This window comes from Sphingobacterium multivorum (assembly GCF_900457465.1).
GTDB lineage: Bacteria > Bacteroidota > Bacteroidia > Sphingobacteriales > Sphingobacteriaceae > Sphingobacterium > Sphingobacterium multivorum.
In genome coordinates this window covers 358,055-374,345 of the sequence record NZ_UAUU01000011.1, presented here as the reverse complement: position 1 = coordinate 374,345, position 16,291 = coordinate 358,055, and the positions used below count along the sequence as shown (strand labels likewise).

Annotated in this window: 13 protein-coding genes; 9 read left to right on the top strand and 4 right to left on the bottom strand. The window is 39.2% G+C overall.

Going from position 1 to position 16,291, the window contains the following annotated elements; genetic code table 11:
* Position 1: 1 nt before the first annotated feature.
* The gene (locus DTA23_RS18585; protein ID WP_112376522.1) at positions 2 to 478 is read right to left on the bottom strand and encodes a thermonuclease family protein; all 477 of its coding nucleotides are present in this window, start codon (positions 476 to 478) and stop codon (positions 2 to 4) included.
* 570 nt (positions 479 to 1,048) lie between these two features.
* On the opposite strand from DTA23_RS18585, the gene DTA23_RS18580 reads away from it, so the two are divergent.
* The 5 genes from DTA23_RS18580 (at position 1,049) to DTA23_RS18560 (ending at position 6,433) form a co-directional block, all read left to right on the top strand.
* Complete coding sequence (locus DTA23_RS18580) at positions 1,049 to 1,873, top strand: prephenate dehydratase (RefSeq protein ID WP_046671823.1); 825 nt, start codon at positions 1,049 to 1,051, stop codon at positions 1,871 to 1,873.
* A 46-nt stretch (positions 1,874 to 1,919) separates the two neighbouring features.
* The gene (locus DTA23_RS18575) at positions 1,920 to 3,032 is read left to right on the top strand and encodes a chorismate mutase (RefSeq protein WP_046671824.1); all 1,113 of its coding nucleotides are present in this window, start codon (positions 1,920 to 1,922) and stop codon (positions 3,030 to 3,032) included.
* On the top strand, positions 3,032 to 4,282 hold the full coding sequence (aroA, locus tag DTA23_RS18570) for a 3-phosphoshikimate 1-carboxyvinyltransferase (RefSeq protein ID WP_070566017.1): 1,251 nt from the start codon (positions 3,032 to 3,034) through the stop codon (positions 4,280 to 4,282). The genes DTA23_RS18575 and aroA overlap by 1 nt, the downstream gene beginning before the upstream one ends.
* Positions 4,283 to 4,485: 203 nt before the next feature.
* Positions 4,486 to 5,592, top strand: a complete 1,107-nt coding sequence (gene aroC / locus DTA23_RS18565; RefSeq protein ID WP_046671826.1) for a chorismate synthase — start codon at positions 4,486 to 4,488, stop codon at positions 5,590 to 5,592.
* Positions 5,579 to 6,433: an ROK family protein gene (locus DTA23_RS18560; RefSeq protein WP_112375619.1), complete on the top strand. Its 855-nt coding sequence runs from the start codon at positions 5,579 to 5,581 to the stop codon at positions 6,431 to 6,433. The genes aroC and DTA23_RS18560 overlap by 14 nt, the downstream gene beginning before the upstream one ends.
* A 57-nt stretch (positions 6,434 to 6,490) precedes the next feature.
* Here the strand turns inward: DTA23_RS18560 and DTA23_RS18555 are convergent, their stop codons facing one another.
* Positions 6,491 to 8,905 (bottom strand): alpha-ketoacid dehydrogenase subunit alpha/beta, encoded by a 2,415-nt coding sequence (locus tag DTA23_RS18555; RefSeq protein WP_070566023.1) that lies wholly within the window; start codon positions 8,903 to 8,905, stop codon positions 6,491 to 6,493.
* A 227-nt stretch (positions 8,906 to 9,132) separates the two neighbouring features.
* Between DTA23_RS18555 and DTA23_RS18550 the strand changes: the two genes are divergently transcribed.
* From DTA23_RS18550 to DTA23_RS18540, 3 genes are read left to right on the top strand one after another with little or no spacing between them, the layout of a single operon-like run.
* The gene (locus DTA23_RS18550; protein ID WP_172462455.1) at positions 9,133 to 10,323 is read left to right on the top strand and encodes a DEAD/DEAH box helicase; all 1,191 of its coding nucleotides are present in this window, start codon (positions 9,133 to 9,135) and stop codon (positions 10,321 to 10,323) included.
* A gap of 52 nt (positions 10,324 to 10,375) precedes the next feature.
* Positions 10,376 to 11,122, top strand: a complete 747-nt coding sequence (locus tag DTA23_RS18545) for a hypothetical protein (RefSeq protein ID WP_112375617.1) — start codon at positions 10,376 to 10,378, stop codon at positions 11,120 to 11,122.
* Positions 11,123 to 11,160: 38 nt separating this feature from the next.
* On the top strand, positions 11,161 to 11,616 hold the full coding sequence (locus DTA23_RS18540; RefSeq protein ID WP_046671830.1) for an NUDIX domain-containing protein: 456 nt from the start codon (positions 11,161 to 11,163) through the stop codon (positions 11,614 to 11,616).
* A gap of 296 nt (positions 11,617 to 11,912) precedes the next feature.
* Here the strand turns inward: DTA23_RS18540 and DTA23_RS18535 are convergent, their stop codons facing one another.
* Complete coding sequence (locus tag DTA23_RS18535; protein ID WP_112375616.1) at positions 11,913 to 12,626, bottom strand: class I SAM-dependent methyltransferase; 714 nt, start codon at positions 12,624 to 12,626, stop codon at positions 11,913 to 11,915.
* Positions 12,627 to 12,761: 135 nt separating this feature from the next.
* On the opposite strand from DTA23_RS18535, the gene DTA23_RS18530 reads away from it, so the two are divergent.
* Positions 12,762 to 13,673 carry a LysR family transcriptional regulator gene (locus DTA23_RS18530; protein WP_236560271.1) on the top strand — a complete coding sequence of 304 codons (912 nt, stop codon included), beginning with the start codon at positions 12,762 to 12,764 and terminating at the stop codon, positions 13,671 to 13,673.
* Between the two features lie 80 nt (positions 13,674 to 13,753).
* Here DTA23_RS18530 and DTA23_RS18525 read toward each other — a convergent pair whose 3' ends face one another.
* On the bottom strand, positions 13,754 to 16,270 hold the full coding sequence (locus DTA23_RS18525; protein WP_112375615.1) for a TonB-dependent receptor: 2,517 nt from the start codon (positions 16,268 to 16,270) through the stop codon (positions 13,754 to 13,756).
* Positions 16,271 to 16,291: the final 21 nt, after the last annotated feature.

The window sequence follows — 16,291 nt, the reverse complement described above, 5'->3', positions numbered from 1 at the left end:
TTTATCTCCAAAGGCCACGTTTCTCCTGACGAGCCTGACGCTCCAATTTTACAAATAATTCTGCATATTGTACATTTGGTGCCAGCGTATAGGATACTGCATACCCTTGTTCAACCAAATCCCGATTGATAAATTTCTTTCCAACATACACATAGGCAAGAAGTCTTCCATACCGATCCCGTTTTCCAACGTCAAAGACCAACTTAACACTTTTGCCGTTTAACATCGTCGTTAAATACTGCTTTGCTTCTTGACCATAGTACCCGATTTCCTTCCGCGCAGTACGTCTCGTTTCCGGAGCATCTACTCCTATCAACCTAACTTTCTCCCCTTTTGGGGTTCCATTTTCAATGACAAAGGTATCGCCATCAATAACACGCTTTACTTTGGCGTCCTTTTCCTCTCCTTTAAAAGTGAAACCTGTCAACACCAAACAGATCACACTTACACACACATAAAAATTAATTCGTTTTAGCATAAAATCCAGCGTTTGCCCAAAGGTAATAAAATACTTTTTTAACAAAACAGCTAAAAAAACGATTATATTAACATTAAAAACACCTAAATTTAATATAAAAATATAGCTAAAAAACACGAAAAAATACAATCATTTTTAACACATAAAACAACTAAAAAATAAGGCTTTTTATAAAATAAAAATTGTTATAAAAACAGCCAAATAACCTAATTACAACATTATAACAAAATAGATATTCAAAAAAAATTAAAAATAAACAAGTAAAATTAAGCTTAAAAAACACATAAAAAACACATAAAAAACAAATAAAAAATTCATTAAATAAATCAGATATTTTCAATAAAAAATTATTTTTTTTCTTTGATATTTCAAAAACATTCGTACATTTGAAATATCAAACAACAACAGGATGAACAGAACATATACATATTTCTATTTTAACTTCTTTTATTTTAAAAATAAGAGCCGGGATTAGATTGTGTATAAATCATAAAAAATACAAACAAGAAGAGTCCCGGTTCAAATGATCGGGACTCTTTTTTTTGGAGACAACATAGCGAACAAAAAACAATGAGTTTAAAAATTGCAATACAGGGAGCAAAGGCTTCATTTCATGAAGAGGCCGCATTTAAATTTTTCGGAAGAGAAGTTGAAATTGTAGAATGTGATTCATTTAAAAAAACTTGTGAATTGCTGAAGCAAAGAAAAGTCGACTATATCGTTATGGCGATCGAAAATTCAATTGCGGGAAGCTTATTGCCGAATTATAATTTATTGAGAGATTACAAGTTCCATATCACTGGGGAAGTTTACCTAAACATCCAACAGAATCTCATGGTATTGCCGGGCGTTAAATTAAAGGATATCAAACACATCGAATCGCATCCGATTGCTATTCGCCAATGCGAAGAATTTCTTTCTGAACTTGAGGGCGTACGCATAACCGAGGGATCTGATACGGCTGCAACTGCAAAAATGATTGCCGAGCGAAAATTGACGGATACTGCGGCAATTGCAGGGACATTGGCCGCTGAAATATATGGTCTTGAAATATTAGAAAAGAGAATCGAAACCAATAAAAAGAACGCAACGCGTTTCCTCGTACTATCGAATGAGGTTGTCGAACATAAAAATGCCAATAAAGCGTCATTATCATTCCAAACAGGAAATACAGTGGGATCTCTGGCGACTATTTTACAATGTTTTGCTGAACAGAATATCAACTTGAGCAAGATTCAGTCAATGCCGGTAATCGGAAAACGCAATGAATATGATTTTTTCGTCGACGTAGAATGGAAAAAACAAACAGACTACGAAGCAGCTATACGTAAAGTACTCAAACATAGTGTCAATTTCAATATTATGGGCGAGTATGTCAAAAACGAAAAACTATAATTAACAATTTACGCAGACAATATTAAAATAGATAATCAAACTTAACATGAAAAATACATTAGACATCACTCCTTTAAAATCTTGGTTGGATACAGGAGACAAACCTTTAATTATCGCAGGTCCTTGTAGCGCAGAAACAGAAGAGCAGCTGGTATCAACAGCGCATTTGTTGGCAAATACCGGAAAAGTAAATATTTTACGCGCTGGTATCTGGAAGCCACGTACACGTCCGGGAGAATTTGAAGGTATCGGTTCAATTGGTTTGGAGTGGTTGAAAAGAGCGAAAGAAGAAACAGGTTTATTAACAGCTACTGAAGTTGCTACAGCAAAACATGTGGAAGAAGCTTTGGCTGCTGGTGTGGATGTACTATGGGTAGGTGCACGTTCAACGGCAAATCCATTTACTGTACAAGAAATTGCTGATGCTTTGCAAGGCGTAGATATTCCAGTATTTGTTAAAAACCCTGTAAACCCCGATTTATCGCTGTGGATCGGTGCATTGGAACGTATCAACCGTGCTGGTATCAAAAAATTAGGTGCTATTCATAGAGGCTTCTCATCGTACGAGAAAACAGCATTCCGTAATGAACCAATGTGGGATTTAGCGATTCAGTTAAAAACGGCTTGTCCAAACCTACCGATCATCAACGATCCAAGTCACATTTGTGGAAACCGCGAATTGTTACCATACATCGCACAAAAAGCAATGGATATGGATATGCAAGGATTGATTATCGAATCACATATCGATCCATCTGTCGCTTGGACTGACGCAAAACAACAAGTAACGCCAGCTGCATTGGCCGAGTTGATCGACCACTTGACGTTACGTAAAGCTGCTTCGGACAACCCTTCATTTGAAGATAAATTAGCAGAATTGCGTAGCAACATTGACAAATTAGATGATTTGATCATCCAAAAAATTGGTGAACGCATGAAAATTGCTGAGAAAATCGGCGAATACAAACGCGATAACAACGTGACAATTTTGCAAGTTAACCGTTGGGATGAAATTGTTCAAAAACGCACAAAATTAGCGGAAGCGCTTTCTTTGGGTAGCGAATTTGCGACGAAATTCCTGGAATTAATTCACAACGAATCTATCCGCAAACAAAATGCGGTCATGAATACGCAAGAGCAACCAACAGCAGAAGCATAATGAATCAACAAGTCATCACGCTGACGCATCCTGCAAAAAAGATACAGGGCACGGTCCAACTCACAGGTTCAAAATCTGAGAGCAACCGTGCTCTTATTATCCAATCGCTGAGCAAAGGACAAGTTGAAATAGCCAACCTCTCTGAGGCTGCAGATACGGTTACTCTAAACCGCGTATTAAAAATCGCGTCAGAACCGCAACCTGGTTATAATACAATTGACATAGGCCCTGCAGGAACAGCTATGCGCTTCCTTACAGCTTACCTCAACCTTGTTAAAGGCAATTTTATCCTGACAGGGACAGAGCGCATGCAACAGCGTCCAATTGGGATATTGGTCGATGCCATGAAAGAAATTGGTGCCGAAATCCATTATGAAAAAAAGGTGGGTTACCCTCCTTTGAAGATTGAAGGCGGATTATTTCAAGGAAAAGACCGTGTTAAGATTAAAGGAAATATCAGCAGTCAATATATATCGGCCCTGCTATTAATTGCTCCGGCATTAAAAAAGGGACTTACCTTAGAGATTGAAGGCGAATTAACTTCCAGACCTTATGTATCCATGACTTTGGATATGCTTAAAAGTGTCGGGATCCAATATGAATGGACGGAGAATGCGATTAAAATTGCACCGCAAGCATTTGAAAAGCAAACCATATATGTAGAACCAGATTGGAGCGCAGCATCCTATTGGTATGCTATTGTAGCACTAGCTGATGCAGATGCCTCGATCGTATTGCCCGGGCTAAGACAACATAGTTTACAGGGCGATATTGCCATCATAAGCATTATGGAACATTTTGGGGTTTATTCGAGCTTTGAATCGGATGGATTGCATTTAACTAAAAAAGAAATCAATTCAGACAAAACCTTGTTCGACTTTAAAGAATGCCCTGATCTTGCGCAAACAGTAGTCGTTGTCGCAGCTGCTTTAAAACGTGATGTTTCCTTTACAGGTCTAGAAACCTTAAAGATTAAAGAGACCGACCGTATTGCTGCATTGCAGACCGAAATCGCGAAGTTCGGTGCTGAATTGATCGAAGATGGTGACACATACCATCTGAAAACTGCAGGTGTATATCAACCAGAAGATGTGACCTTCGAGACTTACGAGGATCACCGCATGGCGATGGCATTCGCACCTTTGGCTTTAGTTTTTGACCAAATCAAGATTGCTGAACCTCAAGTTGTAGAAAAGTCATATCCTGATTTTTGGAAACATTTACAAGCGCAAGCTTTTATAATTGACTAACATATCAAAAACAGGGATTAACATCAATATTAATCTCTGTTTTATGATACAATCTCCCAGATAGCCTTTTAGCTTGGGACAAAAATTGTAATGTAATCTACTAGGCCATCTTCGAGTTACAGACTCATAATTTGTATTCAGTCTGGTGCTTTAGAATTGCATTTAAAGGCAAATTTATCTAAGTTTATTGAAATTTAATTTTTATGGCAGGAAATTCATTTGGCGATTTATTCAGAATTAGCACTTTCGGCGAATCACACGGCAAAGCTATAGGTGTAATTATTGATGGTTGCCCTTCAAATATAACAATAGACGAGGAATTTATCCAGTCTGAGCTCGACAAACGAAAACCCGGTCAATCTAAGATCACGACACAAAGAAAAGAAAGTGATACTGCACAAATCTTATCTGGCGTATTCGAGGGCAAATCAACGGGAACACCAATAGCAATTGTTATTCCAAATGAAGACCAGCGTTCGAAAGATTACACCCATATCAAAGATATTTTCAGACCTTCCCATGCTGATTTCACTTATCAGATGAAATATGGCATACGTGACTATCGTGGCGGTGGACGGTCCTCAGCGAGGGAAACCGCTGCCCGTGTTGCTGCTGGTGCTGTAGCAAAAAGCTTTCTGAATCAATTTGGCATCGAAATCTTTGCCCACGTTTCGGGAGTAGGTACTATTGAGGCGCCAAATGTAGATACCAAAGACCTCAAAGCTTTGCTTGAGTTGCGGGAAGCCAACATCGCACGTTGTGCAGATCCAGCAACAGCAAACGAAATGGTTGAGTTTATCGACTCGGTCAGAAAAGCAGGTGACACTGTTGGCGGACGTATTTCGGCTGTCATCAGACATGTGCCTGTTGGATTAGGCGAGCCGGTCTTTGATAAGCTCCATGCAGACCTTGCTAAAGCAATGATGAGCATCAATGCGGTACATGGTTTTGAATATGGTTCAGGTTTTGCAGGTTCGGAGTTGCGAGGTTCCGAACATAATGATATATTTGTAGCAGATGACCATGATTTAAATCGAGTGCACACACATACCAACTTTTCTGGAGGGATTCAGGGCGGGATTTCAAATGGTATGGATATTACTTTCAAAGTAGCATTTAAGCCTGTTGCCACTATCATGAGAGATCAAGAAACAGTGGATATCCATGGCAACCCTGCTATTGCAAGTGGCAAGGGGAGACATGACCCTTGTGTTGTTTCGAGAGCAGTAATTATTGTGGAAGCTATGGCAGCACTTGTAATCGCGGATCATCTACTTAAAAATCAAAGTTACAAACATGCTGCAAGATAATTATGTCGTAGGTGTTGATATTGGAGGCACACATATTTCTGCCTGTATCATTGACACAAAACAATGGAATATATACTTAGAAAACGTGGCCAGAAACCACGTTTTTTCTCAAGGAGATGCTAAAACGATTTTACAAACGTGGGCATCAGCTATACGCGATATCATAGCCACCTCACCGGCTCCTATTCAGTTCATCGGCATTGCTATGCCGGGACCCTTTGACTACGAAAATGGAATATCTAAGATACAGGGACAAAGCAAATATGACAATCTGTACAACATGGATGTCAAAGCGCTTTTAGCTGAAGAGCTGGGACTTCCGCCTACGTCTATCCACTTTATCAATGACGCAGCAGCCTTCCTACAAGGTGAAATATTCGTACAGAACTTGCAAACAAACAAGCGGATATTAGGAATTACGTTGGGTACTGGACTTGGATCTGCGGTATGGAATCAAGGTGAAAAAGCCTATGATGCCGCCCTATGGAACAGCCCTTACGAAGATTGTATTTTCGAAGAATTTCTTGTCACACGGTGGTTCATCAAACGTTTCAAAGAAGTAGCAGGAAAAGATGTTACGGGACTTAAAGATATTTTAGATCATCATCGGGAAACTAAGGAATTTCAAATCATCAAAGATGAATATGCTAAACATCTCTTTGATTTTATGCAGTTCTTCGCAGAGAAACATGCTGCTGAAATATTTATAGTCGGTGGCAATATCGCCAAAGCGCTACCTATTTTCATTGGTGACCGAAGTGAATTTGAAAAATTTCAAATTTATACAGCAATACTTGGTGAAAAAGCCGCTATGATTGGCGCTGCGAGTATATTCAATTAAAATATCATCCCAGCCGTTGGAATATTTAGCTTAGTAAAGCAAAAAGATATCCATCTATTAAAACATAGATGGATATTTTTCTGGATTAGCTTCATGCATAATTGCATACACTGTCTCGACAACATCATCAGAAGATGGCTTCGAGAAATAATCCCCATCTGAGCCATATGGCGGACGATGTGCTTTTGCAGTCAGTGTCCTCGGCTGACTATCCAATAGATAGTAGCCATTTTGTTTCTCTAATATCTCTTGCAAGATGAAAGCTGAGGCCCCACCGGGCACATCCTCATCCACAATAAGTAGTTTATTTGTTTTCTTCAGCGATTCAGCACAAAGTTTTCCTTTGTCAAAAGGCTGCAATGTTTGTGCATCAATAATTTCGATGAATATCCCCAAACGTTCCAATTCCACGGCCGCTTCTTCAACAACACGTAAAGTTGACCCATAGGATACCACCGTGATATCCCGCCCCTCTTTAACACATTCGGCATAACCGATTGGCACAGTAAATTCACCAACGTTTTCTGGTAGACGCTCTTTTAGACGATACCCATTCAGACATTCGACAACGATAGCAGGTTCGTCAGAGCGGAACAACGTATTGTACATACCTGCTGCCTGGGTCATATTACGCGGCACACATACATGCAGACCTCTCAAAGATCCTAAAATTACTGACATGGGCGATCCGGAATGCCATATACCTTCCAATCGATGGCCACGTGTACGAATAATTAATGGTGCTTTCTGACCTGCAAAGGTGCGATAACTTAAACTTGCCAAATCATCACTTGCTACTGTAATACCATAGATTAGGTAATCCAGGTATTGGATCTCAGCAATTGGGCGAAGTCCACGGATTGCCAAACCTAGTCCTTTTCCTATAATTGAATTCTCCCGAATACCGGTATCAAATACACGATGCACACCCAGCTTTTCTTGTAAACCTGCAAAACCTTGATTCACATCTCCAATCTTACCGACATCCTCTCCAAACGCCAATAATCGTTCGTCACGCCGGAAGTTCTCTTCAAAACATAGATTCAAGACCTCACGTCCGTCGACCACTTTAGCTTCTTCACTGTAGACTGCAGGTACGACCGTCACGTGAGCAGGTGAATCTACACCATCTGTAAATAATTTTGAATTATAACGTTTCTCATTCAGTTCCTGCTTCTCTTTGTACCAATTTAATAATTGCTGGCGCCCATCGCTATGCTGACCTTTAAGCTCGTGCAACACCTTGCGAACCTGGCCATAAACTTCTTTCAAAGAAGGCTCAACCATCGATTGCAATTTCTTTGACGCAAAATCAGCCCGCTCATTTGGAATACCCTGAAGTAAATCAATAGCTTCCCGAGCTTCGATGCTCAATGTTTTAATATAATCGGCCCAAGCTCGTTTTTGTTCTTGACGAACATGGTCTTTAGCATGTTGATCCAATTGATCCAATTCTTCTGTGGTAGCAATACCAGAACTTACGATCCATTCTTTCATTTTCGCGATACAATCGAAATCAGTTTCCCATTGCAATCTTTCTTGCGATTTATACCGTTCGTGTGAACCTGAAGAAGAGTGTCCTTGAGGCTGCGTCAATTCGGTCACATGAATCAGACATGGAATATGTTTTTCGCGAGCAATTTGGGCGGCCTGCTCGTAGGTTTCACATAAACCCGCATAATCCCATCCCCTCACTTTGAATATCTCGATCCCGTTTGTTAGGTCTTCCTTCTGAAAACCTTTGAGGACTTCGGAGATATCTCCTTTTGTTGTTTGAATTTCATTAGGCACAGATATCCCATACCCATCATCCCAAATAGAAATCACTGTTGGAATCTGGTGAACACCTACGGCGTTGATGACTTCAAAAAATACGCCTTCAGAAGTAGCAGCATTTCCGATCGTACAGAATGCAACTTCATTTCCTTTATTTGAAAAATAAGATAGATAGTCTAAATTTCTATTCTGCTTATACAACTTAGAAGCCAGGCCCAAGCCCAGCAATCTTGCCATCTGACCGCCAGTGGTCGAAATATCTGAAAACGAGTTTTTCTGAACCATTTGATCCAACCAGTTACCTTGGTCGTCCACAACACGCGTGGCAAAATGGCAGTTCATTTGCCTTCCTGCAGAAGAAGGATCTGCCTCAACATCGGGATGGGCATATAATTGAGAGAAAAAATGATAGACATCACTGATGCCAGAAGCAAATATAAATGTTTGGTCACGGTAATATCCCGACCGCCAGTCCCCATTTCTGAAAACTTTAGCCATCGCGATTTGTGCCAATTCTTTTCCATCGCCAAAAATACCAAACTTAGCCTTACCTGTAAGCACTTCTTTACGTCCCAATAAACTCACGTAACGACTTTCTAAGGCAGTTCGATAATCATTCACAATAATCTTTTTGAACTCGTCAAAGCTCAAAGTGGAAATAGATTCATTGTTTTGGTCAAATGCAGTATCAAACATATTCTTTTTTGTTTCAACAAATTTAACAAAAATATTATTCTATATAATTGGTGTTTATCAAATAAATTGATAATCAATAATTCAGATTTGAAATAGAATATTCTAATTTCTCAAATTAGTACTTTTTGACAAAAAATCCTAATTTTTACAGATTTTTAATTCCAATCAGCAGGCAAAAACACCATTGTCCTTTTTAATTTTTATTTTTGGGTTTTACATTCATTATTTTGAATTTTTCAGCACTTAAACTCGATAAAATCCTTATCGCTAATCTTGAAAAACAAAAGCTTTCTTCGCTTACACCTATTCAAGAAATAGCTATCCCCGCCATTTTAGAAGGTAGAGACTGTTTGGCGATTGCCCCAACCGGCACGGGAAAAACGGAGGCTTTCGCCGTCCCTATTATTCAGCGCTTACGAACCAAGATTACCCCAGATCACTTATCGGTCCTTATACTCCTTCCTACACGGGAACTTTGTATACAGACCAAACAGCGCATATCGGGGCTTATCGATGGAATGGAGTTGACTATCGCCAGCTTCTATGGTGGCGGAACTTATGAAAGTCAACTCGACGTTTATCCGAAAGCCCAGATGGTCCTTGCGACTCCAGGACGTTTGCTGGATTTTATTGAACAAGGCATTATCGATCTAAAAACGATAGATATCCTGGTGATCGATGAATTCGATCAATTGTTAGATCTCGGTTTCACGAAAGAAATCAATAAAATCATCAGCACATTGCCTGCTAAGAGACAAACCATTTTCAGTTCAGCTACGAAAACCCCTGAAATCGAAAAAATTGTTCGAAAAAGATTAAATACCCCTGTTGAGATCAACCTAGAAACAACGGCCAAAAAGGGTCAAATAGAAGAATCTGTCCTCTATGTTGATAAAAATGATAAAAAGACCCTTCTGCGTTATCTCCTTGAAAACCGTATTGCACAGCAAGTAATCGTTTTCACGCGAACAGTTCATGCTGTCGAACGCATCGCAACAGATTTAGATCGAAATGGCATTTCTTGCTCGGCATTATATGGCGATATAGCGCAGCAAAAACGAGAAGAGATTATTGCTAAATTCAGACAAAAAGAGGTACGTGTATTAATTGCGACGGACCTTTTGGCTCGAGGGGTAGATTTTCCGGACCTAGAAGCTATCATCAACTACGAAATTCCGGATTCCGCCGAGCTCTATACGCATCGAATCGGTCGAACAGGTCGTTCGGAAGCAGAGGGAAAAGCATTTACCTTTTGCGATGCGGAGGACAATGAAAAGTGGATAAAATTACAGTTATCCTTAAAACGGCAAATTAAAATTGACGATCAACATCCTTATTTATTGAGTTGGGAGAAAATGCGTTCTAGCAGCCAAAACAATCAACGAAAAGGCGGCTCGAAATCAAGAAAACGTCGTTAATTAATAAATATTCTTTTACTTTTACCAGCAAATCAAAAAATCACAATCCGAGATGAGTACAATACATTTATTTGACGATAGCAACAATGCGAATGATAATCGTTTGGGAGACCTGGAAAAAACGATTATAATAAATAGCCTGATGGAAGTTCCCTTTGAAGAGCGGGATGAAGAGTGGCGTGATATTTTTCTGGCTAATATTGCTGAATGCACCTTAAAATTAGCAGAAACAGAAGTGGTTGTTGGTCCTGATGGGTTCCCCTATTTTCAACTCGAAAGTGTTCCGAAAGATCAGAACTTTCAGGCCTTTGTCATTAAAAATCGGCTGAAGGATTACGTGTTGCCAAAAGGTTTTGGTATTGCTATCAATACACAAAATGAAAACCCCGACTGGGTATTCACCTACGGCGACTTAGTTAACTACTTTTTAAACGGAGAGTTTTATACAGATGAAAGTGTTTTCTCAAAGAAAAATGAACAAACGATTATCGGTCAAGATGAAGAAATATTAGTGGGGCAACCTGCCGAGACCATTCTTCCACAGGCTGTCCGCAACCAATTACGTGAATTTTTAGATTATTATGGCGTAAAGAATGCAAAGGTGATGCTCATTGCGCGTAATTATAAAGATGAAGAAAATGCTTCACAAGATTTGGCATTCAATATCGCTGCGAACCAATTCAGGACTGAAAAAGAATTCACCAACATCATGGAAGCAATTGGCTGGTTTCTTCCGAGACATTATTCTTATATCGGATTGGATGAATTTGCAGTAGACAATGGTTTTATGCCACTGTAAAAGACAGAAACTAAAATATATACAAACATAATTAATCCATGTTTCCATTTAACGTAAGAGTGTACGGAATATTGATCAATGAAAATCAAGAGGTATTGATCAGCGACGAAAGAACGGAAAATGTTTCATTTACCAAATTCCCTGGTGGGGGCTTAGAATACGGGGAAGGCTTATTGGATGCTTTGATCCGGGAGTATCAGGAAGAATGTGCTTTTGACATTGCTGTGGTTAAACATATTTACACCACAGACTTTTATGAGAAATCAAGTTTTAACGATAGCCAAATCATATCGATTTACTATCAGGTCAAGAATACCTCAGCTATTCAGATCAGAACGACTACCAAAGCCTTTGACTTCGATCCTGATCAGAAACCTGAAGATAATAAGCTTCAGTCTTTTCGATGGGTACCGATTGAATCGGTGTTAACGGAAGATTTGACCTTCAAAACAGATCAGATCGCCTGGGAAGAATTCTTAAAAACGGTCAAATAATAATAATTTTTCAATTTTCATCATTTTTATTTGTATTTAAAAAATAAAGACATATCTTTACGTAAACCAATGGAAATACTTGATTTTTTTAAAGTATTGACCTTAATAATTACATTTTATTATTTATTTGACATCTCGCATGTGACGAGGAATAAAAGTAGAGGAGCGTGGGATGAGACATACATTGGTTTATTGAATTTGTAAATTCCTAGTCCTATAGGTTTTTTAATAGTTAGTGTGATTTTATGGCGATACTCCCCGTATCGCCTTATTTATTTTACACTTTTTTCCAGCGCCTATTTGAATCCCATATAAGAAGCAAAACAAAGGTTTTTATGTAAAACATCAACATTTTTAAAGCCAACTTGTGTCAATAAGTTGAGTTGATAAATCAGCGATCTTGGTGTATCCTCGTGTTCAATATAGTCAAAAACATGATCACGGTACTGTTCATCCTTCAGGCTAGTTAAGTATTCACCATATTTTTCTCTATAAATTAATTTTTGAAGCTGTTCATTATTTTGCTCAATCAAATCAAAAATCCACACACTTCCCCCGTTTCTCAATAAGCGGAACAGCTTGCCAAACGCATTTTCCCAATCTTTATCATCTCGAAGATGATGTAAAACGGATGTTGCGATGATGACATCAAATTTGTCTTCTTCCAAAGCAGCAGTACGAAAGTCGCCTTTAATCAAATGAATTTCTCCGTTGGTCAATTTTCCAACGCGTTCCTTTGCCCTATTTAACATGGGCTGGCTCAGGTCCAACAGACTAACATTTGGATTAGACTCCAATTTTTGCAATAGTTTTACGTCGTAATTGCCAGCCCCACATCCAATGTCCAATATATTTTGAGCGTTTGGATAAAGACTGACAATGGCATCCGTAATAAGCTCCATATTCCATACCGCATCCAATGTGGTTGCTTGACCTGTTTCTAAATTTGAGAACCGTTCGACATCATTGTCAAACCGTGTTTCAATCTCCTGTGGTGTAGCTTTGTTCATCTCTAAATTGTTTATGCTCTAAAGTTCAGATAGATTCCCCCTACAGCTGTATCTTACAGTCCATCGGGCATTTCATCCATTAATTTTTAATAATTTAAAGGTAGGACTAACTGGAATTCATTAAAAATATTTATTTTGTCATCAATTCATACCAAAAAAGTATCGATGGAAATCCGACATCTCATTTATTTCAAAACAGTAGCCGAAGAGCTTCATTTTGGCCGAGCAGCAGAACGCTTATTTATGTCCCAGCCCCCATTAAGCCGGCAGATTAAAGATCTAGAAGACGAATTGGGTGTTATTCTTTTCTTCCGGACCAACAAACGTGTCGAGCTAACTGAAGCAGGTAAATACTTTTTGGAGGAAGTGTTAGAGATTCTGCAGAACATAGAGCACAGCAAAACGATCACCAAACAGATTCACAACAATATCTCCGGAGAATTCAAACTAGGCTATATCAGTTCAACACCAAAAAAGATGCTTGCTACAGTATTGAAGCAAATTCAACAAAAGTTTCCATACTTAAGGGTTAGTCTTTTTGAAACTTCGACACAGAAGCAAAAGCTGGCGTTGGAAAATGGAAAATTGGATCTAGGCATCATGCGCGCTCCAATTTATTCAAATGAATTGCTGACCACTCCTCTTTTCGAAGACCCTATGGTGATTGTAGGTCCTTCACAGGTGGAATTTAATGCGATCAACTTTTTTAATGAAAGTTTCATTTCTTTCAATCAGAAATACGCCTCCGAATATCACCGGCTTGTTATTAACACCTGTAATCGCATGGGCTTCGAACCTAAAATTGTACACCAGAGCAATTCGATGTCTTCCATCCTTGAGTTGGTAGCACAGGGGTTGGGCCTGGCAGTCGTCCCCTATTCCACCATCAAACAATACCCGCATTTAAACCTAAAAATCATGAAGCTTGAAGATATGGATAGCAAAACAGAAGTGATCCTGGTCTCTAATATAAAAAGTAAAAACAGTGCATTAGGCGAATTTATAGCCTGTATCCAGAAAGAGTATATTGATTTCAATGCGTCCTAAAGGGGCATCTATTGAAATTCCAGCATAAAAAAAGGAGTCAGCATGTTGCTGACTCCTTTTTTTTGGATCGAAGAGCAATATTACCTCTTCTCGAATTTATACGCTAGCGTTGCCATAAAACTACGCGGTGGAATCGGATTCACACTATAGTTTTCATGGATATAATAATTAAACGCGTTGGTAATATTGGATAATTTACCCAAAATACTCCAGTTTTTATAAGCATAACCAGCGGAGAAATCTATGGTCGTAAATGGACTAACAGAGATCAGACGATTGAGGCCATCGCGTACATTGATCTTAGTATTATTCCAACCTGCATTACGTCGACCTGTATAAAATGCGGAAAAACCTAATTTCAGTCCTTTAACTGTCCCATTTTGAATGGTATAAAACACGGTCCCATTAGCCGTATGTGCTGTGGTTCCTACCAGACGTACATTTTCTTCGTTCCCAGAAATTTCAGTCACTTTCTCCTTACCATCAACGATGGTTGTATAACTTGAAATCGGATTGGTTTCGGTATAACGCATATAATTGTAGGAATAACCTGCAATTACATTCAGTCCTGGGAGTAAGGTTCCAGTAACATCAACTTCCAATCCGCTTGAAGCCGTCTTTCCAGAAAATTCTTTCATATTTGCATCGCTATTGCTTGTTCCATTCGGAAGCACCAATAACTGTTGGGCAAAGCGATTGTTGTTAATTCTATACCAAGCAACATTTGCGGATAACCTACCGTTGAAAAAGTCATTTTTCACACCGGCCTCATACTGATCGATGATAGAGGGAGCCATCGGTTGGTAATTCACATCATATCCCGAATTCGATGTAAAGTTATTTGCATAAGTGACATAGACACTTGATGAGCGGATCGGCTGATAGATCAATCCAAATTTAGGCGACCATGCTTTATCCACTTTTGCTCCAATCGGATTTTTTTGACCATCTAGATTAATAATCTCTTCCGATTGATTCGTCGCATAAGTATACTTTTCCGAATTAGGTGTACGCTGATACGTGTAGCGAATACCAGCCAACACTTTAAATTGTTCAGTAACTTCTATTAGGTCCTGAAAAAATACGCCATAACGAAAGATATCCGTCGTTGTTTTGGTCAATAAATCCGCTTGTGGCATATCTGTCCGAAGTCCATTTCCCGAAGCCAAATGCTGCGCAGTTTGCGAGGGATTAAAGACATAAATAGAATCGTATACACCGCCCACATTTTTAGATGCATCAATTTTATAGGCATACGCATTTGAATGCGACTGATCGGCATCTGCTCCCACCAAGATCTTATGCTTGATCGCCCCTGTTTTTACAGTTCCTGTTAGATTCAATTGCTGATTGGCTGTAAACTCATTTGATTTGGATCGGGTTAAATTCCGTGGAGCAATTCCATTTTTATTCGCTTGAATCCGATCTGATCCATAGTAATCACGATCGTAGGTTTGGTAACTTGCTATTGCGTTTAAATTCCATGAATCATTAAACTTATGGTTCAAATTGATCTGCCCGTTTGAGGTATTTGTTCTGTTGAAAGCAAAAGGCACATTCATAAAAGTGTTTCTTCCAACTTCATTATTCAACTTACCATCCACGGTCCCCATTCCAAAGTCCGGCGTAAAATCACTTTTTAAGTAATCGACTGTAAAGTTGAGATCAGTTTTATCGGATATTTTATATAAAACAGAAGGATTTACATATGTACGTTTTGATGTGACCTGATCCCTAAAGCTACTCGCTTTTTCATAAGTTCCGATAACCCGGAATGCAACCTTATTGGAGATTGGACCATACACATCTACTGTTGGTTTATAAAAGTCATAACTTCCTACACGCATTGACGCTTCGCCTCCATAATAAAATTTAGGCTTTTTCGTCACTAGGTTTACAACGGCCCCACCAGATACACCGCCATACAACAAAGCAGAACTTCCTTTTAAAATCTCGACAGATTCTAAGGTGCTCGCCTCAATCGAACCTCCATTATTGGTTCGCGCGCCATTCTTAAATATATTATTTCCGCCTAAGCTATAGCCCCTTGCGTAAAAATTTTCGTTGACCCCACCACGGTTCGCTCCCATCGCGACACCGTTTGCATTTTTTAGCGCGTCGCTCAGGCGATTAACCTGTTGATCCGCAATTACCTGTTCGTTTATAATTTGTACACTCTGCGGCAAATCCCGGTCAATAATCCCTGCTTTACCCACATTCACTGTTTTGCTGTTGTGCGAGTTGTAGCCCACGACTTCCACTTGTTCCAATTGAGATTCAGAAATATTCAAAGCAACATTCACGGCCATCGCCTTTCCATTTTTAACCTCTATAGTACGCTCCTCGACTCCATTTCCGATACTTTTGATCCGAATAGTATAGGTTCCATCCGGAAGATTAGAGAAATGGAAGCTTCCATCACCTGAAGTCGAAGTAGACCTACCTAAAGAAACTATGGTTACTGTAGCCGATTCAATTGGTGCACCATCTTTGGTTTTAACACGGCCATGTATCCCCTTACTTTGCGCCGATGCATCCAAATGAATTGCTCCTACTAATCCTAGACTTAAAACAAGTCCTAGAAAAGTTCTTTTCATGTTAATAAATTGTGAGTTCGT

Bases quoted from the DNA above. Each gene is read 5' to 3' on its own strand.
- DTA23_RS18540 (WP_046671830.1), top strand. From the start codon at position 11,161: ATGTTTCCATTTAACGTAAGAGTGTACGGAATATTGATCAATGAAAAT.
- DTA23_RS18575 (WP_046671824.1), top strand. From the start codon at position 1,920: ATGAAAAATACATTAGACATCACTCCTTTAAAATCTTGGTTGGATACA.
- DTA23_RS18545 (WP_112375617.1), top strand. From the start codon at position 10,376: ATGAGTACAATACATTTATTTGACGATAGCAACAATGCGAATGATAAT.
- DTA23_RS18555 (WP_070566023.1), bottom strand. From the start codon at position 8,905: ATGTTTGATACTGCATTTGACCAAAACAATGAATCTATTTCCACTTTG.
- DTA23_RS18535 (WP_112375616.1), bottom strand. From the start codon at position 12,626: ATGAACAAAGCTACACCACAGGAGATTGAAACACGGTTTGACAATGAT.
- aroA (WP_070566017.1), top strand. From the start codon at position 3,032: ATGAATCAACAAGTCATCACGCTGACGCATCCTGCAAAAAAGATACAG.
- DTA23_RS18585 (WP_112376522.1), bottom strand. From the start codon at position 478: ATGCTAAAACGAATTAATTTTTATGTGTGTGTAAGTGTGATCTGTTTG.
- aroC (WP_046671826.1), top strand. From the start codon at position 4,486: ATGGCAGGAAATTCATTTGGCGATTTATTCAGAATTAGCACTTTCGGC.
- DTA23_RS18580 (WP_046671823.1), top strand. From the start codon at position 1,049: ATGAGTTTAAAAATTGCAATACAGGGAGCAAAGGCTTCATTTCATGAA.
- DTA23_RS18525 (WP_112375615.1), bottom strand. From the start codon at position 16,270: ATGAAAAGAACTTTTCTAGGACTTGTTTTAAGTCTAGGATTAGTAGGA.
- DTA23_RS18560 (WP_112375619.1), top strand. From the start codon at position 5,579: ATGCTGCAAGATAATTATGTCGTAGGTGTTGATATTGGAGGCACACAT.